The organism is Streptomyces sp. NPDC042346 (assembly GCF_055581845.1).
This window is the reverse complement of sequence record NZ_JBVJEH010000002.1, coordinates 769,014-794,798: the sequence shown is the minus strand read 5'-3', so window position 1 is coordinate 794,798 and position 25,785 is coordinate 769,014. Positions and strand designations below refer to the sequence as shown.

At 72.4% G+C, this 25,785-nt stretch carries 24 protein-coding genes; 16 read left to right on the top strand and 8 right to left on the bottom strand.

What is annotated here, in order from left to right:
- Positions 1-39 precede the first annotated feature (39 nt).
- From ACZ6K0_RS12220 to ACZ6K0_RS12165, 12 genes are all read left to right on the top strand, one after another.
- Positions 40-630 (top strand): helix-turn-helix domain-containing protein, encoded by a 591-nt coding sequence (locus ACZ6K0_RS12220; RefSeq protein WP_376398932.1) that lies wholly within the window; start codon positions 40-42, stop codon positions 628-630.
- 90 nt (positions 631-720) lie between these two features.
- Positions 721-1,689: an NADPH:quinone oxidoreductase family protein gene (locus ACZ6K0_RS12215; RefSeq protein ID WP_469231868.1), complete on the top strand. Its 969-nt coding sequence runs from the start codon at positions 721-723 to the stop codon at positions 1,687-1,689.
- Complete coding sequence (locus ACZ6K0_RS12210; protein ID WP_469231866.1) at positions 1,686-2,870, top strand: acyl-CoA dehydrogenase family protein; 1,185 nt, start codon at positions 1,686-1,688, stop codon at positions 2,868-2,870. The genes ACZ6K0_RS12215 and ACZ6K0_RS12210 overlap by 4 nt, the downstream gene beginning before the upstream one ends.
- Positions 2,867-3,943 (top strand): acyl-CoA dehydrogenase family protein, encoded by a 1,077-nt coding sequence (locus ACZ6K0_RS12205; protein WP_469231864.1) that lies wholly within the window; start codon positions 2,867-2,869, stop codon positions 3,941-3,943. Before ACZ6K0_RS12210 ends, ACZ6K0_RS12205 begins: the two co-directional genes overlap by 4 nt.
- 110 nt (positions 3,944-4,053) lie before the next feature.
- Complete coding sequence (locus ACZ6K0_RS12200; protein ID WP_469231862.1) at positions 4,054-5,670, top strand: ABC transporter substrate-binding protein; 1,617 nt, start codon at positions 4,054-4,056, stop codon at positions 5,668-5,670.
- Positions 5,667-6,659: an ABC transporter permease gene (locus ACZ6K0_RS12195; protein ID WP_376398918.1), complete on the top strand. Its 993-nt coding sequence runs from the start codon at positions 5,667-5,669 to the stop codon at positions 6,657-6,659. Before ACZ6K0_RS12200 ends, ACZ6K0_RS12195 begins: the two co-directional genes overlap by 4 nt.
- Entirely contained in the window at positions 6,652-7,488 is an 837-nt protein-coding gene (locus ACZ6K0_RS12190; protein ID WP_469231861.1) for an ABC transporter permease, read from the top strand. The genes ACZ6K0_RS12195 and ACZ6K0_RS12190 overlap by 8 nt, the downstream gene beginning before the upstream one ends.
- Positions 7,485-8,513: an ABC transporter ATP-binding protein gene (locus ACZ6K0_RS12185; protein ID WP_469231859.1), complete on the top strand. Its 1,029-nt coding sequence runs from the start codon at positions 7,485-7,487 to the stop codon at positions 8,511-8,513. The genes ACZ6K0_RS12190 and ACZ6K0_RS12185 overlap by 4 nt, the downstream gene beginning before the upstream one ends.
- Entirely contained in the window at positions 8,506-9,177 is a 672-nt protein-coding gene (locus ACZ6K0_RS12180) for an ABC transporter ATP-binding protein (RefSeq protein WP_469231857.1), read from the top strand. The genes ACZ6K0_RS12185 and ACZ6K0_RS12180 overlap by 8 nt, the downstream gene beginning before the upstream one ends.
- Positions 9,174-9,818 (top strand): hypothetical protein, encoded by a 645-nt coding sequence (locus tag ACZ6K0_RS12175; protein WP_469231855.1) that lies wholly within the window; start codon positions 9,174-9,176, stop codon positions 9,816-9,818. Before ACZ6K0_RS12180 ends, ACZ6K0_RS12175 begins: the two co-directional genes overlap by 4 nt.
- Positions 9,819-9,937: 119 nt before the next feature.
- Positions 9,938-10,132, top strand: a complete 195-nt coding sequence (locus ACZ6K0_RS12170) for a hypothetical protein (RefSeq protein ID WP_376398904.1) — start codon at positions 9,938-9,940, stop codon at positions 10,130-10,132.
- 117 nt (positions 10,133-10,249) lie between these two features.
- The gene (locus ACZ6K0_RS12165; protein ID WP_469231854.1) at positions 10,250-11,839 is read left to right on the top strand and encodes a hypothetical protein; all 1,590 of its coding nucleotides are present in this window, start codon (positions 10,250-10,252) and stop codon (positions 11,837-11,839) included.
- A gap of 104 nt (positions 11,840-11,943) precedes the next feature.
- Here the strand turns inward: ACZ6K0_RS12165 and ACZ6K0_RS12160 are convergent, their stop codons facing one another.
- From ACZ6K0_RS12160 to ACZ6K0_RS12145, 4 genes are all read right to left on the bottom strand, one after another.
- On the bottom strand, positions 11,944-12,744 hold the full coding sequence (locus tag ACZ6K0_RS12160; RefSeq protein ID WP_376398898.1) for a VOC family protein: 801 nt from the start codon (positions 12,742-12,744) through the stop codon (positions 11,944-11,946).
- 103 nt (positions 12,745-12,847) lie between these two features.
- Positions 12,848-13,348, bottom strand: a complete 501-nt coding sequence (locus ACZ6K0_RS12155; protein WP_469231852.1) for a nucleotide triphosphate diphosphatase NUDT15 — start codon at positions 13,346-13,348, stop codon at positions 12,848-12,850.
- Between the two features lie 108 nt (positions 13,349-13,456).
- A complete protein-coding gene (locus tag ACZ6K0_RS12150; protein WP_469231850.1) occupies positions 13,457-14,413 on the bottom strand; it encodes a universal stress protein in 957 nt (318 codons plus the stop codon).
- Between the two features lie 87 nt (positions 14,414-14,500).
- Positions 14,501-14,893, bottom strand: coding sequence for a DUF5997 family protein (locus ACZ6K0_RS12145; RefSeq protein WP_376398890.1), 393 nt, complete (start codon positions 14,891-14,893; stop codon positions 14,501-14,503).
- A gap of 64 nt (positions 14,894-14,957) precedes the next feature.
- Here ACZ6K0_RS12145 and ACZ6K0_RS12140 point away from each other — a divergent pair, with 64 nt between their 5' ends.
- Together ACZ6K0_RS12140 and ACZ6K0_RS12135 are read left to right on the top strand one after the other, a co-directional pair.
- The gene (locus ACZ6K0_RS12140) at positions 14,958-15,860 is read left to right on the top strand and encodes a LysR family substrate-binding domain-containing protein (protein WP_469231848.1); all 903 of its coding nucleotides are present in this window, start codon (positions 14,958-14,960) and stop codon (positions 15,858-15,860) included.
- Positions 15,861-16,004: 144 nt separating this feature from the next.
- Complete coding sequence (locus ACZ6K0_RS12135; protein ID WP_376398885.1) at positions 16,005-16,586, top strand: Type-2Aa cytolytic delta-endotoxin; 582 nt, start codon at positions 16,005-16,007, stop codon at positions 16,584-16,586.
- Positions 16,587-16,679: 93 nt separating this feature from the next.
- Here ACZ6K0_RS12135 and ACZ6K0_RS12130 read toward each other — a convergent pair whose 3' ends face one another.
- The 3 genes from ACZ6K0_RS12130 to ACZ6K0_RS12120 all read right to left on the bottom strand — a co-directional run bounded on the left by ACZ6K0_RS12130 (position 16,680) and on the right by ACZ6K0_RS12120 (position 21,331).
- A complete protein-coding gene (locus ACZ6K0_RS12130) occupies positions 16,680-18,338 on the bottom strand; it encodes an FAD-dependent oxidoreductase (protein WP_376398882.1) in 1,659 nt (552 codons plus the stop codon).
- Positions 18,339-18,376: 38 nt separating this feature from the next.
- Positions 18,377-19,309 (bottom strand): AurF N-oxygenase family protein, encoded by a 933-nt coding sequence (locus ACZ6K0_RS12125; protein WP_469231846.1) that lies wholly within the window; start codon positions 19,307-19,309, stop codon positions 18,377-18,379.
- Between the two features lie 228 nt (positions 19,310-19,537).
- Positions 19,538-21,331 carry a S8 family peptidase gene (locus ACZ6K0_RS12120; RefSeq protein ID WP_469232211.1) on the bottom strand — a complete coding sequence of 598 codons (1,794 nt, stop codon included), beginning with the start codon at positions 21,329-21,331 and terminating at the stop codon, positions 19,538-19,540.
- 307 nt (positions 21,332-21,638) lie between these two features.
- Between ACZ6K0_RS12120 and ACZ6K0_RS12115 the strand changes: the two genes are divergently transcribed.
- Entirely contained in the window at positions 21,639-22,001 is a 363-nt protein-coding gene (locus ACZ6K0_RS12115) for a DUF1304 domain-containing protein (protein ID WP_376398877.1), read from the top strand.
- A gap of 5 nt (positions 22,002-22,006) precedes the next feature.
- A complete protein-coding gene (locus ACZ6K0_RS12110; protein ID WP_469231844.1) occupies positions 22,007-22,585 on the top strand; it encodes a TetR/AcrR family transcriptional regulator in 579 nt (192 codons plus the stop codon).
- A gap of 33 nt (positions 22,586-22,618) precedes the next feature.
- Here ACZ6K0_RS12110 and ACZ6K0_RS12105 read toward each other — a convergent pair whose 3' ends face one another.
- Positions 22,619-25,630: a carbohydrate binding domain-containing protein gene (locus tag ACZ6K0_RS12105; protein WP_469231842.1), complete on the bottom strand. Its 3,012-nt coding sequence runs from the start codon at positions 25,628-25,630 to the stop codon at positions 22,619-22,621.
- Positions 25,631-25,785 lie beyond the last annotated feature (155 nt).

The following is a 25,785-nucleotide window of genomic DNA, read 5'->3' as shown; positions in this document are numbered from 1 at the left end:
AACGGCAACTGTTCTTGCCGTTTCTGCAACACTGGACCCATGACCGAAGACGACGAACGCATCGACGCCGTACTGAACGAGGTCGGCCCCCGGCTCCGCCGCGTCCGCCGCGACCGCGGTGTGACCCTGGCCGAGCTCTCCGCCGCCACCGGCATCTCCGTCAGCACCCTCTCCCGGCTGGAGTCCGGGCAGCGCAAGCCCAGCCTCGAACTGCTCCTCCCGCTCGCCCGCGCCCACCAGGTCCCCCTCGACGAGCTGGTCGGCGCCCCCGCCGCCGGCGACCCCCGGGTCAAGGCCCGGCCGATCGTGCGCCACGGCCGCACGATGTACCCGCTGACCCGGCAGCCCGGCGGGCTCCAGGCGTACAAGGTGATCCAGGAGAAGCCGCACGAGCCGCCGGAGCCCCGCGTCCACGAGGGGTACGAATGGCTCTACGTGCTCTCCGGGAAGCTGCGGCTCGTCCTCGGCGAGCACGACGTCGTCCTCGCCGCCGGTGAGGCCGCCGAGTTCGACACCCGCGTCCCGCACTGGTTCGGCCCGACGGACGACGGCCCCGTGGAGTTCCTCAGCCTCTTCGGGCCTCAGGGGGAGCGCATGCACGTCAGGGCGCGGCCGAAGAAGTCCGGCTGACCGGCGGACGAAGTTCGGCCGACCGGTTCCGCAGCGGACAAGCGACCGCTTAGTATGCCACCGACCACTCGGTACGGAGGAGGCTCGCGGATGCAGGCATGGCGTGTGTACGAGAACGGCGAACCGGGCGCGGTGATGCGCCGCGAGGAGGTGGAGCCGCCCACGCCCGCCGACGGGCAGGTCCTCCTCAGGGTGCGCGCCGCGAACGTCAACTTCCCGGACGCGCTGCTCTGCCGCGGCCACTACCAGATCCGGCCCCCGCTGCCCTTCACGCCCGGCGTGGAGCTCTGCGGCGAGACCGAGGACGGCCGCCGCGTGATCACCACGGCCGCACTCCCGCACGGCGGATTCGCCGCGTACGCGCTCGCCGACGCCGCCGGACTGCTCCCCGCCCCGGAGAGCCTGGACGACGCCGAGGCCGCCGCGCTGCACATCGGCTACCAGACCGGCTGGTTCGGCCTGCACCGCAGGGCCGCCCTCCAGGAGGGCGAGACCCTCCTCGTCCACGCCGCGGCGGGCGGCGTCGGCAGCGCCGCCGTCCAGCTCGGCAAGGCCGCCGGCGCCACCGTCATCGGCGTCGTCGGCGGCCCGGAGAAGGCGGAGGTCGCCCGCGCGCTCGGCTGCGACCTGGTGATCGACCGTCGCTCCGAGGACGTCGTCGCCGCCGTCAAGGCCGCGACCGGCGGCCGGGGCGCCGACGTGATCTACGACCCCGTCGGCGGCGAGGCCTACCAGCAGTCCGCCAAGTGCGTCGCCTTCGAGGGCCGCATCGTGATCGTCGGCTTCGCGAGCGGCACCGTCCCGACCCCCGCCCTCAACCACGCCCTCGTGAAGAACTACTCCGTCCTCGGCCTCCACTGGGGCCTGTACGCCGCGAAGGACCCGGGCGCCATCGCCCGCTGCCACGAGACCCTCACCGCCTACGCCGCCAAGGGCCTGATCAAGCCCCTCATCGGCGAGCGCGTCCCCTTCGCCGGCGCGGCGGACGCCGTCCAGCGCGTCGCCGACGGCACCACCACCGGCCGCCTGGTCGTCCTCCCGGAAGGAGCCCGGGCATGACCGACGCCACGGAACTGCGGTCGCTCACCCGGCAGTTGCTCGCCGACCACCCGCCCGCCACCACCGACCGCACCGACTTCCTGCGCGCCCGCTTCGACGCCGGACTCGCCTGGGTGCACTACCCGGTGGGCCTCGGCGGACTCGGCGCGCCCCGCGCCCTCCAGGCCGTCGTCGACGCCGAACTCGCCGCGGCGGGCGCCCCCGACAACGATCCGCGCCGCATCGGCATCGGCCTCGGCATGGCCGCCCCCACCCTCCTCGCGTACGGCTCCGAAGAGGTCAAGCGCCGCTTCCTCCGCCCGCTGTGGGTGGGGGAGGAGGTCTGGTGCCAGCTCTTCAGCGAGCCCGGCGCCGGATCCGACCTCGCCGCGCTCGGCACCCGCGCCGTCCGGGACGACGGGGGAGACTGGGTGGTCGACGGGCAGAAGGTGTGGACCTCCAGCGCCCACGTCGCCCGCTGGGCCATCCTCATCGCCCGCACCGACCCGGACGTGCCCAAGCACCGGGGCATCACCTACTTCGTCTGCGACATGACCGACCCCGGCGTGGAGGTCCGGCCGCTGCGCCAGATCACCGGCGAGGCGGAGTTCAACGAGGTCTTCCTCACCGGCGTCCGGATCCCCGACGCCCACCGCCTCGGTGAGACCGGCGACGGCTGGCGGGTCGCGCAGACCACCCTCATGAACGAGCGGGTCTCCATCGGCGGCGCCCGCATCCCGCGCGAGGGCGGCATGATCGGCAAGGCCGCCACGACCTGGCGCGAACGCCCCGAGCTGCGCACCCACGACCTGCACCGGCGCCTCCTCGAGCTCTGGGTCGACGCCGAGGTGGCCCGGCTCACCGGCGAGCGCCTCCGCCAGCAGCTCGTCGCGGGCCAGCCCGGCCCCGAGGGCAGCGCGATGAAGCTCGGCTTCGCCCGCCTCAACCAGGCCATCAGCGGTCTCGAAGTGGAACTCCTCGGCGAGGAGGGCCTCTTGTACGGCGAGTGGGAGATGCGCCGCCCCGAGCTCGTCGACTTCACCGGCCGCGACGCCGGCTACCGCTACCTGCGCTCCAAGGGCAACTCGATCGAGGGCGGCACGACCGAGGTCCTGCTCAACATCGTCGCCGAACGGGTCCTCGGTCTGCCCTCCGAGCCCCGCAACGACAAGGACGTCGCCTGGAAGGACCTGACCCGATGAGTGACCTCCTCTACTCCGAGACCGAGGACGACCTGCGGGCCGCCGTCCGCTCCCTGCTCGCCGACCGGGCCGGCCACCAGGAGCTGCTCGGCCGGATCGAGACGGACAGCCCGTACGTCCCCGGGCTCTGGAAGGCCCTCGCCGGGGACATGGGCGCCGCCGGACTCCTCGTACCCGAGAAGCTCGGCGGCCAGGGCGCGAGCCACCGCGAGGCCGCCGTCGTCCTGGAGGAACTGGGCCGCGCGGTCACCCCGGCGCCGTACCTCACGAGCGCGGTCGTGGCCACCGAGACGCTCCTCGCCCTCGCGGGGGACAGCGCCCCGGCCGCCGAACTCCTCTCCGCGCTCGCGACCGGCCGCAGCGTCGCCGTGCTCGCCGTGCCCCTGACGGCCTCCCCGTCCGCGGAGCCGTCCACCGCGGCCACCGTCACCGGCGTCGCGGACGCCGTCGCCGCCGACGTCCTCCTCGTCTCCCGGACCGACGGCCTGTACGCCGTACCGGCCGGGGAGGCGGCCGTCGAGCCGCAGACCCCGCTCGACCTCACCCGCCCGCTCGCCCGCGTCACCACGGAGACCGGGACCGGCAGCCGGCTCGCCGGACCGGACGAGGCCCGCGCCGCCGTCCGCCGCGGGCTGCTCGCGGGCGCCGGACTGCTCGCCTCCGAGCAGCTGGGCCTCGCCGAGTGGTGTCTGGAGGAGACCGTCCGGCACACCCGCGAGCGCCACCAGTTCAACCGGCCCGTCGGCTCCTTCCAGGCGCTCAAGCACCGCATGGCCCAGCTGTGGCTGGATGTCGTCGGCGCCCGGGCGGTGGCCCGCGCCGCCGCCGACGCCCTCGCCACCGACAGCCCGGACGCCCCGCTCACGGTCGCGGTCGCCCAGGCCTACTGCTCCAAGGTGGCCGTCCGGGCCGCCGAGGAGTGCGTCCAGCTACACGGCGGGATCGGCATGACCTGGGAGCACCCCGCGCACCTGGCGCTCAAGCGGGCCAAGTCCGACCAGCTCGCGCTCGGCTCGGCGGGCCGCCACCAGGACGCGATCGCCGCCCTGGTGGACCTCCCGGCCCCCGCGTAGCGGAACGCCGAGGTCCAGGTAAGGGGCCACTGTGTCCGCACCCCTTTACATACTGTTTAATTGCAAGCCGTTCGCAATAACAGTTGATCTCCAAAAGGGGTGTGGACACGATGACCGCCCGATCCATCCGAGGCGCGGCCGCCGCGATACTCGCGGGGGCCTTCGCCCTCACGGCGGCGGCCTGCACGAACCCCGGCTCCACGGCCGGGGCCTCCGGCGGCCCCAAGGATTCCGCGGTCGTCGGCATCGCCTACGAGCCCGAGACGCTCAGCCCGCTCCTCGGCTACGGCAAGGACGGCAACTCCAAGATCTTCGACGGGCTCCTCGCCTTCGACGAGAACATGAAGCTGGAGCCGGCCCTCGCCGCGAAGCTGCCGCACATCAGCGCGGACGGGCTCACGTACACGTACACCCTCCGCGACGGCGTGACCTTCAGCGACGGCGCGCCCTTCACCTCGAAGGACGTCGTCTTCACGTACCGCACGATCCTCGACCCGAAGACGAACAACGCCTCCCGCACCGAGCTCGACGCGGTGAAGAAGGTCGAGGCGATCGGCGACGACACCGTCGTCTTCACCCTGAAGTACCCCTACGCGCCCTTCGCCGAGCGCACCGTCCAGGCCATCGCGCCCGAGCACGTCGCCGCGAAGCAGGACGTCAACACCGGCGCCTTCACCACGAAGCCGATCGGCACCGGACCGTACGTCCTCACCGGCTGGTCCAAGGGCGAGAAGCTCAGCTTCAAGGCCAACCCCGCCTACTGGGACGGCGCGCCCGCGGTGAAGAAGTTCACCATGGCCGTCGTCAAGGACGACGACGTCCGCGCGACCCGGCTGCGCGCCGGCGACCTCGACGGCGCCATCCTGCCGCCCAACCTCGCCGCCGGCTTCCAGGGCGACAAGGCCAGGAAGACGTACGCGGCCAAGACCTACGACTACCGCACGGTCACCCTCCCCACCCACCACGAGGTCACCGGCGACACCGCCGTCCGCCGCGCCCTCGACATCGCCGTCGACCGGCAGGCCATGGTCGACAAGATCCTCGAAGGGGCCGGAAAGCCCGCCTACGGGCCCGTACCCACCGACAGCCCCTGGTTCGCGAAGGGCACCGAGCGCCGCCACGACCTCACCGGCGCGCAGAAGATCCTCGACGAGGCCGGCTGGAAGCCCGGCCCGGACGGCATCCGCGTCAAGGACGGCGTCCGCGCCGCGTTCCCGCTCTGGTACCTCTCCGGCGACAAGCTCCGCCAGGACCACGCCCTCGCCTACGCCTCCGACGCCAAGAAGGCCGGCATCGACATCACCACCCAGGCCGGCACCTGGGAGGTCATCGAGCCCCGGATGAAGACCGACGCCGTCCTCGCCGGCGGCGGCTCGCCCGGCGACCCCGACTTCGACCAGTACCTGCTCCTGAAGTCCTCCCTCGCCGGCGACGGCTTCAACAACATGGCCCGGTACGACAACAAGACCGTCGACCGCGCCCTGGAGGACGGCCGCCGGACGAACGACCCTGCCGAGCGACGCGCCGCCTACGACACCGTCCAGCGCGAGCTCGCCGAGAACCCCGGCTACACCTTCCTCACCCACATCGACCACCTGTACGTCGTCGACGACAGCTGGGACGGGCTCACCACCCAGATCGAGCCGCACGACCACGGCCTCGCCTCCGGCCCCTGGTGGAACGTCGAAGGCTGGAAGCCGAAGAAGACCGGAGCGGCGGAGAAGTGACGCGCCGCCTCCCCTGGGGGGCCATGGCGCGGATGACGGGACGGCGCGCCCTGGCCGCCGTCCCCGTCCTCCTCGCCGTCACCTTCGCGGTGTTCGCCGTCGCCGCGGCCTCCCCCTTCGACCCCGTGAAGGCCTACGCCGGCACCGCCGGCCTGACCGCCTCGCAGGAGAACCTCGACCAGCTCCGCGCCAACCTCGGCGCCGACCAGCCCCTCCTCACCCGCTGGTGGGAGTGGCTCACCGCCGCCGTCACCGGCGACCTCGGCGACTCCTCGGTCATGCGCCGCCCCGTCGCCGAGGTCATCACCGAGCGCCTCGGCTGGTCCGTCCTCCTCGCCGTCTCCGCCTTCCTGATCGCCATCGTCCTCGGCACCCTCCTCGGCCTCCTCGCGGGACGCCGCCGCGGCGGCCTCGTCGACCGGGCCGTCAGCTCCGCCGCGTACACCCTTGAAGCCGCGCCCGCCTTCTGGCTCGGCCTCCTCGCGATCTGGTTCTTCGCCCTGAAGCTCGGCGTCCTTCCGGCCGGCGGGCTCACCGACACCGCCAGCGACACCGTCACCGCCGACCAGGTCGCCCGCCACCTCGTGCTGCCCGCGCTCGTCCTCGGGATCTCCCAGCTGCCCTGGTTCTTCCTGTACGTCCGCCAGGGCGTCGGCGACGCCCTCGAAGAGGACCCGGTGCGCGGCGCCCGCGCCCGCGGCCTGAGCCGGCGCACCGTCCTCACCGGCCACGCGCTGCGCTCCGGGATGCTGCCGATGCTCACCCTCGTCGGCTCCCGCGTCCCCGAGCTCATCACCGGCGCCCTGCTCGTGGAGACCGTGTTCAGCTGGCCCGGGATCGCGGCGGCCACCGTCACGGCCGCCACCTCGGTGGACTTCCCGCTGCTCGCGGCCCTCACGGTCCTCGCCACCGCCGCCGTCCTCCTCGGCAACCTCCTCTCCGACCTGCTGTACGGACTCGCCGACCCGAGGGTGGGTTTCGATGGCTGACCCGCGCACCCACCGCCTGCGGCTGTGGACCTCCGCCGTGACCGTCGGCGTCATCCTCGCCGCCGTCCTCCTCGTGCCCCCGCTCGTCCAGCTCGACGTACAGGCCGTCGACCTCTCGGCGAAGCTCCTCCCGCCGTCCTGGGACCACCCCTTCGGCACCGACGACCTCGGCCGCGACCTGCTCCTGCGCTGCATCTACGGGCTGCGGATCTCGCTCCTCGTCGGGCTCGTCGCCGCGCTCGTCGCCACCGTCGTCGGCACCGCCGTGGGCGCGGCCGCCGGGGCGCTCGGCGGCTGGACCGACCGCACCCTCATGCGGCTCGTCGACGCCTTCTCCTCCGTACCGCACCTGCTGCTCGGCATCTTCGTCGTGGCGCTCTTCCGGCCCGGCGTCTGGCCGGTCATCGCCTCCGTCGCCGTCACCCACTGGCTCTCCACCGCCCGGATCGTCCGCTCCGAGGTCCTCTCGCTGCGTACCCGGCCCTTCGTCGACGCCGCCGTGTCCGGCGGGGCCTCGCGGTGGCGCGTCGCCGTCCGGCACCTGCTGCCCGCGGTCCTGCCGCAGGCCGGACTCGCCGCCGTCCTCATGGTCCCGCACGCCATGTGGCACGAGTCGGCGCTCTCCTTCCTCGGCCTCGGCCTCCCCAGCCACCAGGCGAGCCTCGGCAACCTCGTGCAGAACGCCCGCTCCTCGCTCCTCGCCGGGGACTGGTGGCCGACCCTTTTTCCCGGCCTCCTCCTCATCCTGCCGACCCTCGCCATCGCGGGGCTCGCGGGCGTGTGGCGGGACCGGCTCAACCCGCGCCGCCGATCGGAGCTCATGCTGTGAACGCCCCACACGCTCCGGAGGGCAGGGTGCTGCGTGCTCTGGAGGCCGTCACCGCAGAGCGCGCCGAGGACGCCCTCCTCAGCGTCCGCGACCTGACCGTCCGCTTCCGGCTGCGCGGCGGCCGGACCGTCGCCGCCGTCAGCGACGCCGACCTCGACCTCGGCGCGGGGGAGTGCCTCGCCCTCGTCGGCGAGAGCGGCTGCGGCAAGTCCGTCCTCGCGTCCGCCCTCCTCGGTCTGCTCCCGGGCAACGCCGAGACCTCGGGTACGGCCCTGCTGGCCGGCGCCGCCGGAGCCGGGCCCACGGACCTCCTGGCCGCCGACGAGAAGACCCTCGCCCGGACGGTACGGGGCCGGCGCGTCGGGCTCGTACCGCAGAGCCCCGCCGCCCACCTCACCCCCGTCCGTACGGTGCGGTCCCAGCTGGAGGAGACCGTACGGGCCCTCACCGGCACCCCGCGCCGGGCGCGGCGCAGGGCCGCGGAGGACGCCGCCGAACGGGCCGCCTTCCCGGCCGGCCACCTCGACCGGTACCCGCACGAACTCTCCGGCGGCCTCGCCCAGCGCGCCGCCACCGCCCTCGCCCTCATCGGCGACGCCCGCCTCCTCCTCGCCGACGAACCGACCACCGGCCTCGACCGGGACCTCGTCGACCGCACCGTCGACGAACTGCGCCGCCACGTCGACGAGGGCCGGGGCCTGCTCCTCATCACCCACGACCTGGCCGCCGCCGCGCGGATCGCCGACCGCGTCGCCGTCATGTACGCGGGCCGGATCGTCGAGATCGCCCCCGCCCACCGCTTCTTCGGCGCCACCGGACCCCGTCACCCGTACGCGCGCGGGCTCCTCGACGCCCTCCCCGACCGGGCGTTCACGCCCATCCCCGGGATGCCCCCGGAGCTCTCCGCGCTGCCCGACGGCTGCGCCTTCGCCCCGCGCTGCCCCCTCGCCACCGACCTCTGCGCCACCCGCCCCGAGCCGCGCGCCGGGGTGGCCTGCCACCACCCGGAGCCGTCCCGTGCTTGAACTCGACTCCGTCACCGCCGGCTACGAGCGCCGCACCCCCGTCTTCCGAGGCGCCTCCCTGGTGATCGCCTCCGGCGAGTCCGTCGGCCTCCTGGGCCCCAGCGGCTGCGGCAAATCCACCCTCGCCCGGGTCGCCGCGCTCCTCCACCGCCCCGACGCGGGCCGCCTCGTCCTCGACGGCACCGAGATCCGCGCCTGGCGCCACCGGGCCCCGCGCGAACTCCGCACCGCCGTCGGCGTCGTCTTCCAGCAGCCCCGGACGGCCGCCGACCCCCGCCTCACCCTCGCCGACCTGATCGCCGAACCGCTCCGCGCCACCGGCCGCCGCGCCGAGGCCGGGACCCGGGTCGCCGAACTCGCCCCGACCGTCGGCCTCACCGCCGACCTCCTCACCCGTCGCGCCCACGAGGTCAGCGACGGCCAACTCCAACGCGCCTGCCTGGCCCGCGCGTTGACGCTGCGCCCCCGCTGGCTGATCTGCGACGAGATGACCGCGATGCTCGACGCCTCCACCACGGCCGCCCTGGTCGCCGCCGTCGAGACCTACCGCACGGAGACCGGCGCCGGCCTGCTCGCCGTCGGCCACGACCGCGTCCTGCTGAACCGCTGGTGCGACCGTACGGTGGAGTGGAAGGACTGCCTGCCCGCCGAGGGGAAGCCGTGACCGCACCGTGGACGCCGACCGCCGAGGACGACCCCCTCGACGGCCTGCGTGCGGTGCTCGGCGAGGCGGAGTGCGGGTACGAGCCCAAGGGCGGGTACGAGGACCGCTGCTGGATCCTCCACGCGATCCACGACGGTCCCGTACGGCTCCGCTGGGACGAGGTCCTCGGCCGCGTCGGCCGGCGGTTCGCGGACTGGTCGGGAACCCCGTCGTACCTGGTCTTCGAGGGCGTCGACGGAGCCGCCGAGCTGGACGGACCCGACCCGGCCGAGATGGACCGGGCCTGCCTGGTCCGACTCGTCGAACTCCTCGCCCGGCATGCCCCGCAGGGACCCGACACGCCCTGCGGCGGCGCGCAGGCACCCGTGGATTCCTTCCCCGGCGAGCGGTTCCTCGCCTGGCGCGGCGGCCTCGGCGCGGCCCTCGCCCACTACGACGCCTGCAACGGCCCCGGAGCCACCCTGGAGCGCCGCTTCCCCGCCACCTGGTGGGCGGCGGACGGGAGCTGGCTCGTCCTCACCGACTGGGACCTGAGCGCCACCGAGGTCTTCGGCGACGTGGCGCTGATCGCGGATCTGCTCGCCGATCCGGAGCTCGACGCGGTGCGCCACCCGAGCATCGCCGAGACCTTCGGCGACTGAACCCACCCGGATCTCACCCGTATGGCCGCCCCGCCATACGCCCGGACGGACCGGGCGTTCCGCCACACTGTCCGCCGAACGCCGCAATTCCGGTGCGGCGACGGAGGGACGTGAAGGCGATGGCCGTTTCCATTTCTGTCGTGGTGCTGCTGCTGGTACTGGCCGTGATCTTCCTGCGCAGCGGCGGGCTCAAGGTCACCCACGCGCTCGTCTGCGCTCTGCTCGGCTTCTTCCTCGCGGGGACCAGCATCGCGCCCACGATCCACAACGGGGTCGCCGCCACCGCCAACGTGGTCTCCAGCCTCCGGCCGTGACTGTTGCTTGATCGTGAACTGCCTGTGAAACGCAGGGCAGTTGCATGTACATCTCCCCGACTCGGGCCTAGCGTCGGCGGCCAGTGCGACAGATTGTCAGCAACCCGAGGAGCCGCAGTGACCACGCACCCGCCCCGAAGACGAGCGCGCGCGCTCGCGCTGATCGTCGCGCTGAGCGCGACCCTCCTCGCGGGCGCCGCCCCCGTCGCGCAGGCCGAGGAGATACCCCTCGCCCTCGGCCACCGGCTCGTCGACCACTACGACGGCGCCCCCGCCACCGCCCGGCCCGTGCCCGGCAAGGCCCCCGCGCAGCATCCGTACCTCGCCCCCAACGGGCGCAGCGGCATGCACGCCGACGGGGCCGGCAGCGGGACCCATCCGTACTCCGGGCCCCTCGGCCGCGACCCGCAGGTCGACAGCGAGAAGATCGCCCCCGTCGGCGGCGAGTGCGCCACCGTCACCTTCGACTCCGGCGGCCGCCTCGTCACCGTCTGCGGCACCTTCAACGGCTTCCTCCTGAAGCTGCTCGACCCGCGCACCCTCGACACCCTCGCCGAGTACAAGCTGCCGCAGCGCTCCTCCACCGTCGAGGCCATCACCCGCCTCGACTTCGAGAGGATCTTCAAGGACACCTCCGGCGGCGCCTACTTCTACCTCGACAACCAGGACCGGGTCGTCCTCGCCGACTCGCGTCAGCACGTCCTGCGCATCGCCCACCGCCAGAAGGCCGACGGCGCCTGGGAGTTCGTCGTCGAGAACGACTGGGACCTCACCTCCCTCGTCCCGCACGACTGCGTCAGCTGGACCAATCTCTTCCCCAGTGGCGTCTGCGACCCCGTCACCTCCGTCATGCCGGACTGGGACGGCCGCGTCTGGTGGGTCACCCGGCTCGGCCGCGTCGGCACCGTCGATCCCGCGACGGGCGCGCTCCGGGCGATCAGGCTCGACGGCGAGGAGATCCAGAACTCCTTCTCCGTCGCCGAGGACGGCGTCTCCATCGTCACCGACCACGCCCTGTACGGCTTCCGCGCCGGCGCAGACGGCACCCCGCGCATCGAGTGGCGCGAGGCGTACGACCGGGGGACCGGGACCAAGCCCGGCTCCGTGAACCAGGGTTCGGGCACCACCCCCGACCTGTTCGGCGACCGGGACCAGTACGTCGCCATCACCGACAACGCCGACGACCGGATGAACGTCCTCGTCTACCGGCGCGGCGCCGCCGTCCCCGCCGACGAGCGACTCGTCTGCAAGGTGCCGGTCTTCCGCTCCGGCGCGTCCACCACCGACAACTCCCTGATCAGCTGGGGGAACAGCCTCGTCGTCGAGAACAACTACGGCTACGAGAACCCGAGTACGCTCGCCCTCGGCCGCAGCGTCGTCGGCGGCGCGACCCGGATCGACGTCCGCGCCGACGGCAGCGGCTGCGACACCGTCTGGGAGAGCGACGTCCGCTCGCCCTCCACCGTCCCGAAGCTCTCCACCGCCAACGGACTGCTCTACTTCTACGAGAAGCGGCCCAACGCCTTCGGCATCGACGCCTGGTACCTCACGGCCGTCGACTTCCGCACCGGACAGCGCGCCTTCTCCCGCTTCACCGGCACCGGCCTCGCCTACGACAACAACTGGGCGCCGATCACCATCGGCCCGGACGGCACCGCGTACGTGGGGGTCTTCAACGGCATCGTCGCCGTCCGCGACAGCGCCTGACCGCCGTCCACGGAACCGCGCGGAACCGCACGGAACCGGAACCGCACGGAACCGCCCCGGGGCCATGGGCTCCGGGGCGGTTCCGTGGACGGGTGACCGACCGGTCAGACCATCTCGGGCATCTCGCCGACGGTGGTCTTCAGGTCGATGACGGCGAACGCCGCGCCCTGCGGGTCCAGGATCGCCGCGAAACGGCCGAACGGGCTGTCCATGGGGCCGAAGACCTTCCGCCCGTCGAGCCGCTCGGCCGCCTCCACCGCCTTGTCGCAGTTGTCGACGGCGAAATAGATCTGGACGTAGGGCGGGACCTCCGGCGGGAAGTCCTCCGCCGTCATCTTCATCCGGCCGAGGACCGGCATCTCGCCTCCCAGGTCGAAGACCCGGTAGTCGACGTGGTCGTCCTGCATCTTCTTGGAGTTGTATCCGAAGACGGAGGTGAAGAAGGCGTCGGACTTCGCCGGCTCCCGGGTGAAGACCTCGGCCCATGCGTACGAGCCGGTCTCGCCCTCGAGTTCGAAGCCCTCGTGGACGCCCGCCTGCCAGACGCCGAACGTGACACCCGTCGGGTCCTGCGCGATGCACATCGAGCCGAAGTCGCCGACCTGCATCGGCTCCATGACGACGGTGCCGCCCGCCGCCTTGATCTTCTCCGCCGTGGCGGCGGCGTCCGGCGAGGCGAAGTACAGACACCAGGCCGACTGCGGCGGGGCGTCCTGGCCGGGCATCGGCGGGACGACGGCCGCGACCGCCTTCCCGTTCTTGTACGCCTGCGTGTAGTTGCCGTACTCGGAGGAGGCCTCGCCGAAGGTCCAGCCGAGCACGTCGCCGTAGAACGTCTTGGCGCCCTCGGCGTCGGTGAACATCGCGTCGGTCCAGACCGGCGTGCCTGCGGGTCGTGCGGCCATGACGGTGACTCTCTCTCTTGCGATCGATGTCGTGTTCCTGTGAGCCACGCTAACCACGGCCGCCGCACCTCGCTCGGTGACGCACCGTGGCAGCGCGGGTCCGTCAGCGGGGCAGGCGGCTCATGGCGTAGCGGTGGAACGGGCCGTCGGGCACCGTCAGCTCCGGGCGCCACATCCTCAGCACCTGGCCCGACGGCACGAACAGCGCCGTCGGCAGGTGCTCCGGATCGGTCCACTCCCAGCGGTCGATCTTGTCCGGCTCCGTGACGGCCGGTGTACCGCGGTAGCCCCGTACCACCGTGGCCACGGTCATCCTGGTCAGCTCCGACGAGGTCACCGAGTCCAGGATCAGCCCGAGCACCTCCACGTCGGCGGCGTCCGCGACGAGGGACGTCTCCTCGGCGAGCTCGCGCACCGCCGCGTCCTCCACGGACTCGCCCGGCTCCACCTTCCCGCCCGGCAGCTCCCACACCCCGGAACGGTGCAGCCCGAGGAGGACGCGGCCGGACGCGTCGGTCACGACGACGCCCGCGCCGAGCGAGGCCTGGGCGGAAGGCGGCTGGACGTTGCGGCGTGCGGAGGAGCCGCGATCTGTGGTCGTCATGGCCCCTGTGTACCAGGCGCCACTGACATGGGAAGAAAAGGGGTGAAACTCTTTGAATCGGTCGAAAAAGGGAGGAAAATCTTCCTTACGCCGGACCGTCGGGGACTGTCAGGTCCCGAGGGTGCCCCCGGCGGTTCCCGGCGGGACCACCGCGACCGGACAGTGCGCGTGGTGCAGCACCGCGTGGGCGACCGAACCGATGAGCAGCGAACCGATCCGGTGCCGGTGGTGCCGTCCCACGACCACCAGACCGGCGTCCTTCGACCCCTCCACGAGCCGCCCCGCCGCGTCCCCGGGCACGACCGACGGAACCAGCCGGACATCCGGCCACCGCTTCGCGAACGGCCGCAGCCGCTCCTCCTGCTCCTGCTCCGCCCCCGCGATGAGCTCCGCCGAGTCGTCGGCCGCCGGCAGCGGCGGCGGCACCTGGAGTGCCGGGGACGGGGCCGCGAGCACCGCACCGGGCTGTGGGGGCAGCCGGAAGGCGGTCACGGCCTCCAGCGGCACGCCCCGCCGTTGAGCCGTCTCGAAGGCGAAGGCCAGCACCTCGTCCGGGGTCTCCTCGGGGTGCAGGCCCAGCAGGATCCGGCCCGTGTCCGGGCCGCCCGGCGGCTCGACCGTACGCGCCTCGTGCGGCACGACCACGAGTGGGCAGGGCGCGGTCATGGCCAGGGTGCGGCTGGTCGAGCCGAGCAGCAGCGTCACGAAGCCGCCGTGCCCCCGGGAGCCGGTCACCAGGAGCCGCCCGCCCCGCGCGGCCGCCGGCAGCGCGTCGGCCACGGTTCCGTCGAGGGAGACGTACCGCACGGGAACGGTGTGCCCGCGCTCCTCCACCACGGTCCGGACCGCGGTCAGCACCGTGTCGGGCAGCTCCGGGTCCTTGCCAAGGGAGGCGATCCGGGCGGCCCCGAGCTGGAGCGCGTCGGAGCGGACATGGGCCACCACGACGGGCGCGCCGAGACTCTCCCCGGCGCCCAGGGCCCAGTCCAGGGCGCGGATGCTGTGTGCGGACCCGTCCACGCCGACGACGACCGGCGGCTCGGAGGCAGTGCTCGTGTCACTCATGGGGACATGCCTCCCGCACCCGCCCGGACGCCACACCGGCCCGTACCGAAGCGATTCGGTACGGGCCGGTGAAGGAAGAAGGGGGTGTCAGGCGCTCTGGTCGCGGCGCGCCGCGTCCCGCTCCTTGATGCGGACGGTCTCCGCGCGGACCTCCGACTGGGTGGCGCGCTCCTTCCGCAGCCACGCGGGGAGCTCCTCCTTGATCGCGTCGATCTGCTCGGTGGTGAGCGGCTCGGTGATGCCGCCGCGGGCGAGACCGGCGATGGAGACGCCGAGCTTGTTGGCGACGACCGGGCGGGGGTGCGGGCCGTTGTTGCGCAGCTCCTGGAGCCAGGCCGGCGGGTTGGCCTGGAGCTCGGTCAGCTCGGCGCGCGAGACGACCCCCTCCTGGAACTCGGCGGGGGTGGCTTCGAGGTACACACCCAGCTTCTTCGCCGCGGTCGCGGGCTTCATCGTCTGGGCGTTCTGGTGCGACGTCATGGAGTCAAGGGTATCGAGCATGCGGGCGACCTCCGACCACGTCCGCTACCGGTAGCCTTGCGGGGTGACAGGCTCGGACGTTTCCCCCGCGGATTCCCCTTCGGTTTCCCCCGCCCCTTCCCCCTCCCTCGCCGCCGGTACCTCCGCCTTCCGGCTCGCGTACGTCCCGGGAGTGACGCCCGCGAAGTGGGTGCGGGTCTGGAAAGAGCGCCTGCCCGACGTGCCGCTGACCCTCCTCGCCGTGACGCCCCCCGAGGCCTTCGGCGCGCTCCGGGACGGGGCCGCGGACGCGGGTCTCGTCCGGCTGCCCGTCGACGGGGACGACCTCAGCGCCATCCCGCTCTACACGGAGACCACGGTCGTCGTCGTCCCCAAGGACCACCTGTTCGCCGAGGTCGAGGAGATCTGGGCGTCGGACCTCGCCGACGAGCTCGTCCTGCACCCGCTCGACGACACCCTCGGCTGGGAGCAGCCGCCGGGCCGCGCCGCGAACGAGCGCCCCGAGACGACGGCCGACGCGATCGAGCTCGTCGCGGCGGGCGTCGGTCTGCTGGCCCTCCCGCAGTCCCTCGCCCGGCTCCACCACCGCAAGGACCTCACGTACCGGACGCTCAACGACGTCCCGCAGTCGCGCGTGGCCCTGTCGTGGCCGGCGGCCGACGAGGCCCCCGACCTGGTGGAGGAGTTCATCGGGATCGTGCGCGGCCGGACGGTGAACAGCACCCGGGGCCGTCGCGCCGAGGCGCAGAAGGGGCAGAAGCAGCCGAAGAAGGAGCAGAAGCCGGGCAGGTCCGCGAAGCCGGGCGGCGGCGCGCGTACCGGTGGCAGGCCCGCGGCGGCCGGCAAGGGCGGTGCCAAGAGCGGCGGCGAGGGCGGCGCCAAGCCCGGTGGCAAGGGCGGTGCCAGGAGCGGTGGCGCGGGCGGCGCGGGCCGCGGCAAGGGCGGGAAGCCCCGCGGGCGTTCCTGACCCCTGCCGTCCTGACTCCTGCCGTGCTGTCCCCTGTCGTGCTGTCCCCTGCCGTGCTGTCCGCACGGCGGACGCCCCTCACCGGGCGGGAAGCGCCTCGGCATACTGACCCCTCCTGATCATCGAGATCATGTAGGAGGAGCTTTGGCCGCCAGTTTCAGGACCGTCGTCGAGGTGGGACCGGACCATCTCGAACGGGCCCGGTCCATCGACCGGGTGTTCCAGGAGGCGATCGCGCCCGCGACCGTCAACTTCGACTTCGAGGCGATACGGGCGGCGGCCGCCGCCGTCCCCGACACCACCGTCGTGCGGATGGTCCGGGGCTGGGGCCTCCAGGAGCACGCCCCCGTCCTGGTCATGGTGCTCTCGCTGAAGGAGGCCGTCCGGCAGGCCCTGCCCCCCGAGTACGCGGAGGCCGGCTTCTGGGGGACCGTCGAGCGGGAGCTCGTCGAGGCCTTCACCGGCCTCGCCGGGCAGGAAGGGCAGCCCGGACTCTCCTTCTACGAGGAGTCCGAGCACCGCACCCGCTTCTACCGGGACCTGTTCTTCGCCCTCCAGGACGAGGACACCGGTGAGGACATCTACGCCCTCGCCTTCTGCGTCGACGTGACCGTCGAGCTGCCGAAGGCCGAGGCCACCACCCTGGAACTGACGGACGTCGTCCCCTTCGCCGTCCGGCTCAACGCGATCGTGGTCCGCCAGGCGGCCCTGAGCGTCGCCGTCTGAGCCGTACCGGCCCGCCGTCCCGGGCCGGACACCCTCACGCGTCACACGGGCCGAACCTCCCCACGCGTCACTCCGGGCCGAACACCCCCGCTGTCACATCGGCCGGCGCCACCGTCCGCCGCGTGCCGCCGCGACCAGCTCCGGCACCGTCGCCAGCTTGACCCTGGGACGCCCCGCGTCCCGGCCCCGTGCCCGCTCGGCACGGTCGATGGCCGCCAGACCGCGCGCGTCGACGAGACCGGCGCTGCGGCTGCGCACTAGCTTGCGGAAGGCCTGCGGCGTGCCCGTCGGCGAGGGCAGCGCGCCCGCGACCGCGTCCGCGAGCAGGGCCCCGACCGTCTCCTCCGCGCACGCCCGGTTGGCCCCGATGCCCCCGGAGGGGCCCCGCTTGATCCAGCCGACGACATAGCCGCCGGGCAGACCGGTCACCCGTCCCGCCTCGTGGGGCACGGTGCCGGTGGTCTCGTCGAAGGGCAGCCCCGGGAGCCGTACGCCCCGGTAGCCGACGGCCCGGACCAGCAGCCCCGCCCCGAGCTCCGTACCGGACGCCGCGCCCTCCTCCGTCACCCGGACCGCCCGCACCCGCTCCGTACCGACCGCCTCGACCGGCGCCGAGTGGAAGCGCAGGACGATCCGGCGCCGGTCCCGCGCGGGCTCCCGCGTCCAGTCCACCGCCTCGCGGGGCACGTCCCGCAGGAGCCCGGCCTTGTCCCCGGGCGCGGCCGTGTCGATCGCCTCCCCGGTGCGCGGGTCCCGGTCGTCGACGAGCAGCTCGACCCCCGGGAGGTGCTTCAGGGCGAGGAGTTCCGACGCCGTGTACGCCGCGTGCTCGGGGCCCCGGCGGCCGAGCAGCACCACCTCGCGCACCCGGGTGCCGCGCAGGGCGGCGAGGGCGTGGTCGGCGATGTCGGTGGCGGCGAGGGCGTCGGGGTCCATGACGAGGACGCGGGCGACGTCGAGGGCGACATTGCCGTTGCCCACGACCACGACCCGCTCGGCGGACAGGTCGACCGCGTCCGCGCCGGTCTCCGGATGGGCGTTGTACCAGGAGACGACGGAGCTCGCGGAGACGCTGCCCGGCAGGTCCTCGCCGGGGATGCCGAGCCGCCGGTCGGCGGGTGCGCCCACCGCGTAGATCACCGCGTCGTGGTGCGCGGCGAGCTCCTCGACGGTGACGTCCCGGCCGATCTCCACGCCGAGCCGCAGTCGGACGCGGGGGTGGGAGTGGAAACGGGCGAAGGTCTCCCCGGCGCCCTTGGTCGCCGGGTGGTCCGGCGCCACGCCGTACCGCACGAGTCCGCCGGCGACCGGGAGCCGGTCGATCAGCGTGACCTCGGCGTTGGTGTGCAGGAGCAGGTCCTCGGCGGCGTACATGCCCGCCGGTCCCGTGCCGACGACGGCGATCCGCAGCGGGGCGAAGTCGGCGGGCAGCGAGCGGGAGAAGGCCGGCGCGCCCCAGGAGTGGAACATGGGCGAGGCGACGGCCGGCGCGGGCGCGCGGTCCGCGTAGTACGCGGCGTTGATGCCCTCGTACTCCTTGAGGCGGTCGGTGAGGCGGTCCGCAGGGACGACGGCGTCGACGGGGCAGGCGTCGGCACAGGCCCCGCAGTCGATGCAGGCCCGGGGATCGATGTACAGCATCTCCGTGGTGCCGAAATCCGGTTCCTCGGGCGTCGGATGGATGCAGTTGACCGGACAGACGGCGACACAGGTCGCGTCGGAGCAGCAGGTCTGGGTGATGGCGTAGGTCATGGCGTCGGCTCGACTCTGGTGCGGGAGACGGGGCGGGGTCAGATGAGGTGGGCGCGCCGGTAGAAGCGGAGCGCCGGCCGGGTCAGCATCCCGACATCGGCCAGGAACTCCATGAGTCCGGAGCAACTGGCGCGCAGCCGCGCCTTGTAGTGCTCGTTGGCGGCCGCCTCGCGGCGGGCCCGCTCGGGGTCGAGCCCGGCCCGGACGTACACCTCCGGGTTCACCAGGCTGGTGATGATGTAGTACGCGGCGACGGCGACGACGAAGGCCTGGAAGTGACGGCGGGCCCTGCTCGCGCGGGCGAGGTGGCGGCGCGTCTCGTCCCGGGCGAACTTCATGTGCCGGGATTCCTCGACGACATGGATGTTGTTGATGGTGCGGACGAAGGGGACGACCCGCTCGTCGCGCATCCAGTCGCGCTGCATGACGTCGAGGACCTCCTCGGCGACGAGGATGCCGGCGTACGCGGCTTCGCCGAAGCCGACGGTCTTCATGAAGCGCCCGAGTTCCAGCACGGCCCGCTTCGGCCGGTACGCGGGCGCGCCGAGCTTCTGGGAGCCCCGGGCGAACATGATGGAGTGCCGGCACTCGTCGGCGATCTCGGTGAGGGCCCACTGGAACCGGGGATCGGTGTGGTCCATGAGGTAGATGTCGCGGAGCACCATCTGCTGGAGGATCATCTCGAACCAGATGCCGGTGCTGGCGACCGAGGCGGACTCCTGCCGGGTGAGCTCCTTGCGCTGCTCCTCGGTCATCTCGTTCCAGTACGCGGTGCCGTAGAGGGAGTTCCACTCGGGGCTCTGGCCGTGGAAGTCCTTGTCGAGGGGCGTGTCCCAGTCCACCTCGACGGCGGGGTCGTACGACAGCTTCGCGGCCGACCGGAGCAGCCGCTCGGCGACGTCCGAGTCGGCGAGGTCCGATGCGGCGACGTCCTTCTCCTGCTTCTCCGGGCGAACGGTGCTGCTGGCCATGGTGCGGCTCCTGGGGTCGCGATCGGCTCGGGCACGCTTGTTAGACACCGTGTCTAGCAAGCTTGTTAGACGGAACGTATAGCAAGGGGGTCGGGCGGGCCTACCCCCCGGTACGCACTTTCTTGCCCGGCGCATGCGAACGGGGCCGGAGCCATGGCGGCTCCGGCCCCGTCAGCGGGGTCCCGTGGTCCTGGGGTCCTGGGATCCCTGGATCCGACCGGACAGGCCCTAGAAGGTCAGGGTCCAGGCGTCGATCTTGCCCGTGTCCTGGCTCGCGTTGTCGTTCACGCGGAGCTTCCAGACGCCGTTGGCGACCTCAGCCGAAGCGTTGACCGTGAACGACTGGACGATGTTGTCCGTCCCGCTGCCGGTCCGGTTGTGGACCGTGTAGACGGTGCCGTCCGGAGCCACCAGGTCGACCTTCAGGTCACCGATGTACGTGTGCTTGATGTCCACGCCCACCTTCAGGGTCGCCGGGGCGTTGCCCGTCACCCCGCTGACCGTGATCGGGCTCTCGACCGTCGCGTTGTCGGCGATCGCGACATCGGTCAGGTTCTCGAAGTACGGGCCGGTCGGCGGGGTGGTGCCCCCGACGGCCTTCAGGGCGTCGACCGCGCCTTCGCCGAAGAAGCCGTTCTTGGCCGTGGTGCCCGTGCAGCGGGCGTCCGAGGGGCACGCCCGGTCCGTCGCCTGGACGCCGAGCTGGTCCCGGATCTGCGCCGGGGTGAACGTCGGGTTGGCGCTCGCGATCAGCGCCGCGACACCGGTCACGTGCGGGGAGGCCATCGACGTGCCGTTCATGTTGCCGTACTTGCCGCCCGGGAGCGTCGAGTAGACACCGGAGGCGCCGTCGCCGCCGGGGGCCGCGACGTCGATGACGCCGTTGCCGAGGTTCGAGTACGAGGCCTTGGCGCCGCCGTTGCCCTGCGCGGCGACGGTGACGACGCCCGGGAGCTCCGTCGGGATGTCGATGCAGGCGTTGGTGATCGTGCGGGTGACCGGCGTCGAGTCGTTGGGGGACTCGGAGTCGGTCGTCTTGTTCGCCAGGTCGTAGTTGGAGTTGCCGGCGGCGGCCACCTGGAGCGAGCCCTTGCCCTCGGCGTACGCCTGGGCGCGGCGGACGCCCTCGATGATGGCGGCCTGGTCCACGTTGTCCGGGCAGTTGAACGCCCACGGGTCCGTGTAGTAGCTGTTGTTGGTGACCTTGAAGCCGTGGTCACCGGCCCACACGAAGCCGCAGATCGTGTTCTCCGCGAAGAACAGGCTGCTGGTCGGCTCCGCGATGCGGACCGAGGAGATCTTCACGCCCGGCGCGACGCCGATGACGCCCTTGCCGTTCTTCGCCGCCGCGATCGTGCCCGCGACGTGCGTGCCGTGCGTGCCGACGTCGCGCCAGGCGCCGGCGCGGGTGTCCGCCTTGCCGTAGGCGCAGGACGCCGAGTCGGCGGCGTTGAAGTTGGGCGCGATGTCCTGGTGCTGGTCGTCCACGCCGGTGTCGAGGACGCCGACCTTCACCGACGCCGAGCCGGTGCTGACGGCCCAGGCCTGGTCGGCCTTGATCTGCGTCATGTCCCAGCGGTTGGACTCCGTCAGCGTCGTCGCGGACTGCGCCGGGTTCGCCGGGAGGGCCGGGTTGTAGGCGTCGGCCGGGACGTCGGAGGTACGGGTCGCCCCGACCTGCTGGACGCCGCTGACGGTGCGCATCGACGTGGGGAACGACGCGGACGTCGAGTGCGCCACGATCACGCCGATGGCGTCGTAGGTGGCGAAGACGGAACCGCCGTTGCTCGTCACGGCGCCGGTGACGGACGACGTTCCGCCCGGGGCCGTGATCACCAGGTAGGCGCGGGTGCCCGCGGCCCAGGCCGCCGGTGCCGCCGCGGCCTTCGTGGTGGTGGTCGTGGTGGCCTGCGTCGCCCCCGCCGAACTCGCCGCGACGGGCGCGGTGTCCGACGGTGCTGCTTGGGCGAATCCGGCGGGAGCGGCGAGCGCCACGGTCGCGCCGAGGGCCGCGACGGCGATGGCCGAGATTCTCAACCGGCTGGATATCTGGGAAAACAATGCGTCCTCCGATGACCCGGTGGCGCGGGTGGCGCCCGCCGGGCACTGTGATGTGTGGGGTGGACGCAAGATCCCAGACTCGTCGGACGGAAGGAAGTGTTCTGTCCGAGAAGCCTGTTCGTGTTACGCACTGTTGATCTGTGGGCGCCGGGAAGGCGCACGAATCAGCCCTCCTGTCCCCTTCGCGGGGCCGTCCTCAATTACTGGACAGGTGTCCATGTATGCTGGACACCTGTCCAGGAAATAGGAACCACGGTGGGAGAGCACGATGGAGACGACGGCGAACGTTCTGGTGGGCCTGGTGGCCGCCCTGCACGCGTACATCCTGGTTCTGGAGATGTTCCTGTGGGAGCGGAAGCCCGGCCGCGGCCTGTCCGGCTTCGACGCCGACATGGCCCGCGCGACCGCGCCGCTCGCCGCGAACCAGGGCCTCTACAACGGCTTCCTGGCGGCCGGGCTCGTCTGGGGCCTCGTCGCCGAGGACCCGACGGGCTTCCGGGTCACGGTGTTCTTCCTGGGCTTCGTGGTCGTCGCCGGTCTGTACGGCGGAGCCACCGCCAACCGCCGCATCCTCGTCGCCCAGGCGCTGCCCGGCGCCCTCGCCCTCGCCGCCGTCCTCCTGAGCCGGTGACCGCGATGACGGGAGACGTGACGCCGGGTGACCCCCGGGCCGCCCGCACACGGGCCAAGCTGCGGCAGGCCCTCCTCGACGAGTGCGCCGAACGCCCGCTGGCGGACGTCACCACCGCGGCGCTGGTCCGCAGGGCCGGGGTCGGCCGTGCCACCTTCTACGTCCACTACGCCGATCTGGAGGCGCTGGCCGTCGACGCCTGCGCCGACGTGGTCCGTGACGCGGTCGACGCCCTGCACGCCTGGCGCGGTGTCCCCGACCCGGCGTCGCCGCCGCCCGCGCTCGTCGCCTTCTTCGAGGGCCTCGCCCCGCACGCCCCTCTCTACCGGGCCCTGCTGAGCCCGGGGGGCGGCGGCCCGCTCGGTCACGTCCTCCATCAGGACCTGCGCGCCCGCAGCCTCTCCGAACGCACCCTGGTCGGCGCCCCCGAACCCGAGCTGATCGCCTCCGCCGTGGCCGCCGCCTTCGCGGGGGTGCTCGCCGACTGGCTCCACGGCCTCGTCGAGGGCACCCCCGCCCGCGTCGCCGGACAGGTCTGGCTCCTCCTCGTCACCCTGCACCGCACGCCCCTGGGTGAGGCGTGAGGCGTGCGGCGGGGGTGACCGTACGGGGCGGGCCTACTTCAGGTACGGGCCCGGTGCGCCGATCCTGCCGGGGCCATTGAGCACGTACACCCGCAGGTTGCCCTTGCCGGGCGCGGCGACCGACAGGGTCCCGTTGGTGACGGTCTTCACGTCGCCCGTGACGGCGTCGGTGTACGTCCCGTTCGGGATGCCCGAGTACGTGGCACCGCCCGAGACCGTCACGAGGGCGAAGCTGTCCGTCGTGCCGCTGGTGTAGCGGCGCTTGAAGGCCATGCCGCCCGAGATGCCCTCGGTGGAGTACTGGCCCGACTGGAGCGCGGGGATCGCCCTGCGGATCTGGTTGAGCCGCTGCACGTGCCGCACCAGGGGCTGCTGGAGGGTCGTGGCGACCGCTCCGGAGGCCGAGGAGACCTGGGAGAAGTCGGAGGCCGTGACGGAGCCGGCGACGTGGTCGCCGAAGTACGCGCGGCCGGTCGTGGCGAGCGGGCAGGACGGCCCGCAGTCGATCTTCTTCCCCTTCTGGAACTCGATCTCCGAGCCGTAGTACAGCGTCGGGATGCCGCGGAAGGTCCACATCAGCGACATGTTCTCGGCCCAGGCGTCGGTGCCGCCCGTGTAGCGCTCGCTCGACTTGTTGGGGCCGTAGTCGTGGCTGTCGACGTAGACGACGTTGTAGGTGGCGTCGTGGTAACTGTCGTCCGAGTCCTTGCCGTTGTAGAAGGCGTTGGACGCGTCACCGAAGTTCATGTGCATGCGCATGTCGATGACGTTCATGCCGGAGAAGCGGCTGGTGTCGGGGGCGTGGTAGGTGTTGCCGTTCAGGAAGGCGTTGGTGGAGGTGGGCTGGTTGCCCGTGCCCTGCTGCTGCTCGTAGTCGTACATCTCCAGGGCGGCCTTGGCGTCGTCGGCGTCGTACTCCTTGCGCTCCTTCCAGGTGTAGAACTGCGCGGAGTGGTTCACCGAGCCGCGGTTCCACTTGTCGTTGACGAAGGCGGCGACCTCGCCGAAGACGAAGAAGTTCTTCGCGGCCTCCGCGCCGTGCCGCTGCGTCACCCGCTCCTGGATCGCGGGCAGGAAACGGCGGTTCCACGTGGTGCGGGGGATGTGCACGGCCGTGTCGACGCGGAATCCGTCGACGCCCATGTCGATGTACTTGTTGTAGGCGCCGATCAAGTAGTTCTGCACGGCGGGTGATTCGGTGTTGAAGTCGGCCAGGTCCTCGTGGAGCCAGCAGGAACGGGAGTCCTCACCCTCCCAGTTGCCGATCCAGCACTGGTGGAAGAGGTCCTTCGGGAACATGCCGGACGTGGGGCTCGGCCACTGGCAGTTGTAGACGGTGTAGCCCTCGGCGCTCTTGCCGCCGGTGGGCTTGCCCCAGTTGAGGCAGGTGTTGCCGGTCGGTTCGGCCGTCGACCACAGGTCGCCGTTGTAGTACGACTTCCCGGACTTGGCGTCGACCGTCAGGCCGTCGTACACGAAGCCGGGCTGCTTCTCGTCGTAGTACCAGCTCCACTGGCTGTCCCGGACGCCGTACACGGTGGGCGTGAACAGGCCCTTGGCGCCCCAGCGGGAGGAGTGGTTGTAGACGACGTCCTGGTAGATCTTCATGCCCTTGGCGTGGGCGGCGTCGATCAGGTCCTGGTAGGAGGCTCCGGCGGACTCCAGGCGGGGGTCGACCTTGTAGAAGTCGTAGCCGTGGTAGCCGTGGTAGTCGTAGTCCGAGCGGTTGAGGACCACCGGCGTGACCCATATCGCCGAGAAGCCGAGGCCCTTGACGTAGTCCAGCTTCTGGATGAGGCCCTTGAAGTCGCCCCGGAACATGGGGTCGTCATTGGCCGCGTTGCCGGACTTGGTGTGCTGGCTGCCGCCGCGGTTGTTCGACGGGTCGCCGTCGTTGAAGCGGGCGGTGAGGACGAAGTAGATCGGGTCCTTGCGCGGGTCCGTGCCGAGGGGCTTGCCGGGGGAGGGGGTCTGCGGCTTGTCGCCCGTGGTCGCGGTCGCCGTGGCGGAGGCGGCGGAGACGTTCCCGGCGGCGTCCACGGCCTTCACTGTGTAGCCGTACGCGGTCCGCTCGGCGAGTCCCGTGTCGGAGAAGACGGTGGAACCGACGTCGGTGACCACCGTGCCGCCGCTGCCGCCGACCCGGGTGACCTGGTACTTCGTCACCCCGCGGTCGTCCGAGGCGGGATCCCAGGTGAGCAGCACGGAGACGCCGTCGGCGGCCGCGGTGACGCGGGTGGGGACCGTCGGGGCCTGGGTGTCGGGCACGGCGGCCGCGCACGGATCCGCCGCGTTCGCCGTCACCACGTTGTTCCGTACGGTGCTGACGCCCGTGCCGATCGTGTAGTCGGAGCCCCCGTTGTTGTCCCAGGTGCCGTTGCCGTTGTTGAAGGCGGCCTTGAGGGAGGCGGCCGTCCCGAGGTCGACCTCGCGCTTCCACCAGCCCGTGCACGCGGCCGTCATGCCGACGCCGGGGACGGTGGTCCAGGTGCCGCCGGAGGGCTGGTAGTGGAGGTTGACGGTGGTCCAGCCGAGCGTCTGTGTCGCGTAGTAGACCGTGGCCTTGGCCGAAGCCGTCGGGGTCGGGGTCGGGGTCGGCGTCGGGGTCGGTTCGGTGCCGGCGCAGGGGTCGGAGTGGGCGATGACCCCGTCCTTGACGGTGATGGTGCCGGTACCGAGGGCGTAGTTCTTGCCGCCGTTGTTGTCCCAGGTGCCCGTGCCGTTGTTGAACGTGGCCTGGAGTCCGGTGGCCGTACCGAGGGTGACGGTCTTCTTCACCCAGTCCGTGCAGGCGGCCTCCATGGCGACGCCGGGGACGGTCGTCCAGGATCCGCCGTCGGGGGCGTAATGCAGCTTGTACGCCGACCAGTTCTTCGTCTTCGTCCAGTAGAAGACCGTCGCCGTGTTGTCGGCGGCGGCCGCGACCGGCGCGGTGCGGGGCAAGGTCTCACCGGGCGGCGCGGCGACCACCAGGCCGAGGATGCCGGCGGCGGCGGCCAGGGCGGCGACCGCGCGGGCCGGCAGCCCTCTGCGGGTGCGTGTCATCTGAATCTCCAGGGAGGGACCGCGTCACCGGTCGGGGCTTCACTCCCGGGCTCTGGGAGCGACGTCCGTTGGAAACGCTGTCGGAAACTTTCAGAAACTTCTTGCGTCGGCGGGAAGTTACCGCCGCACGACCCGCGCGTAAAGGGATTCGACGG

What these genes read in the sequence shown, in the direction of transcription:
- ACZ6K0_RS12220 (WP_376398932.1), top strand. Translation starts at nt 40, where the DNA reads ATGACCGAAGACGACGAACGCATCGACGCCGTACTGAACGAGGTCGGC.
- ACZ6K0_RS12145 (WP_376398890.1), bottom strand. Translation starts at nt 14,893, where the DNA reads ATGACGTCGCACCAGAACGCCCAGACGATGAAGCCCGCGACCGCGGCG.
- ACZ6K0_RS12160 (WP_376398898.1), bottom strand. Translation starts at nt 12,744, where the DNA reads ATGGCCGCACGACCCGCAGGCACGCCGGTCTGGACCGACGCGATGTTC.
- ACZ6K0_RS12170 (WP_376398904.1), top strand. Translation starts at nt 9,938, where the DNA reads ATGGCCGTTTCCATTTCTGTCGTGGTGCTGCTGCTGGTACTGGCCGTG.
- ACZ6K0_RS12190 (WP_469231861.1), top strand. Translation starts at nt 6,652, where the DNA reads ATGGCTGACCCGCGCACCCACCGCCTGCGGCTGTGGACCTCCGCCGTG.
- ACZ6K0_RS12110 (WP_469231844.1), top strand. Translation starts at nt 22,007, where the DNA reads ATGACGGGAGACGTGACGCCGGGTGACCCCCGGGCCGCCCGCACACGG.
- ACZ6K0_RS12115 (WP_376398877.1), top strand. Translation starts at nt 21,639, where the DNA reads ATGGAGACGACGGCGAACGTTCTGGTGGGCCTGGTGGCCGCCCTGCAC.
- ACZ6K0_RS12130 (WP_376398882.1), bottom strand. Translation starts at nt 18,338, where the DNA reads ATGACCTACGCCATCACCCAGACCTGCTGCTCCGACGCGACCTGTGTC.
- ACZ6K0_RS12155 (WP_469231852.1), bottom strand. Translation starts at nt 13,348, where the DNA reads ATGACGACCACAGATCGCGGCTCCTCCGCACGCCGCAACGTCCAGCCG.
- ACZ6K0_RS12105 (WP_469231842.1), bottom strand. Translation starts at nt 25,630, where the DNA reads ATGACACGCACCCGCAGAGGGCTGCCGGCCCGCGCGGTCGCCGCCCTG.
- ACZ6K0_RS12205 (WP_469231864.1), top strand. Translation starts at nt 2,867, where the DNA reads ATGAGTGACCTCCTCTACTCCGAGACCGAGGACGACCTGCGGGCCGCC.
- ACZ6K0_RS12200 (WP_469231862.1), top strand. Translation starts at nt 4,054, where the DNA reads ATGACCGCCCGATCCATCCGAGGCGCGGCCGCCGCGATACTCGCGGGG.
- ACZ6K0_RS12210 (WP_469231866.1), top strand. Translation starts at nt 1,686, where the DNA reads ATGACCGACGCCACGGAACTGCGGTCGCTCACCCGGCAGTTGCTCGCC.
- ACZ6K0_RS12215 (WP_469231868.1), top strand. Translation starts at nt 721, where the DNA reads ATGCAGGCATGGCGTGTGTACGAGAACGGCGAACCGGGCGCGGTGATG.
- ACZ6K0_RS12150 (WP_469231850.1), bottom strand. Translation starts at nt 14,413, where the DNA reads ATGAGTGACACGAGCACTGCCTCCGAGCCGCCGGTCGTCGTCGGCGTG.
- ACZ6K0_RS12125 (WP_469231846.1), bottom strand. Translation starts at nt 19,309, where the DNA reads ATGGCCAGCAGCACCGTTCGCCCGGAGAAGCAGGAGAAGGACGTCGCC.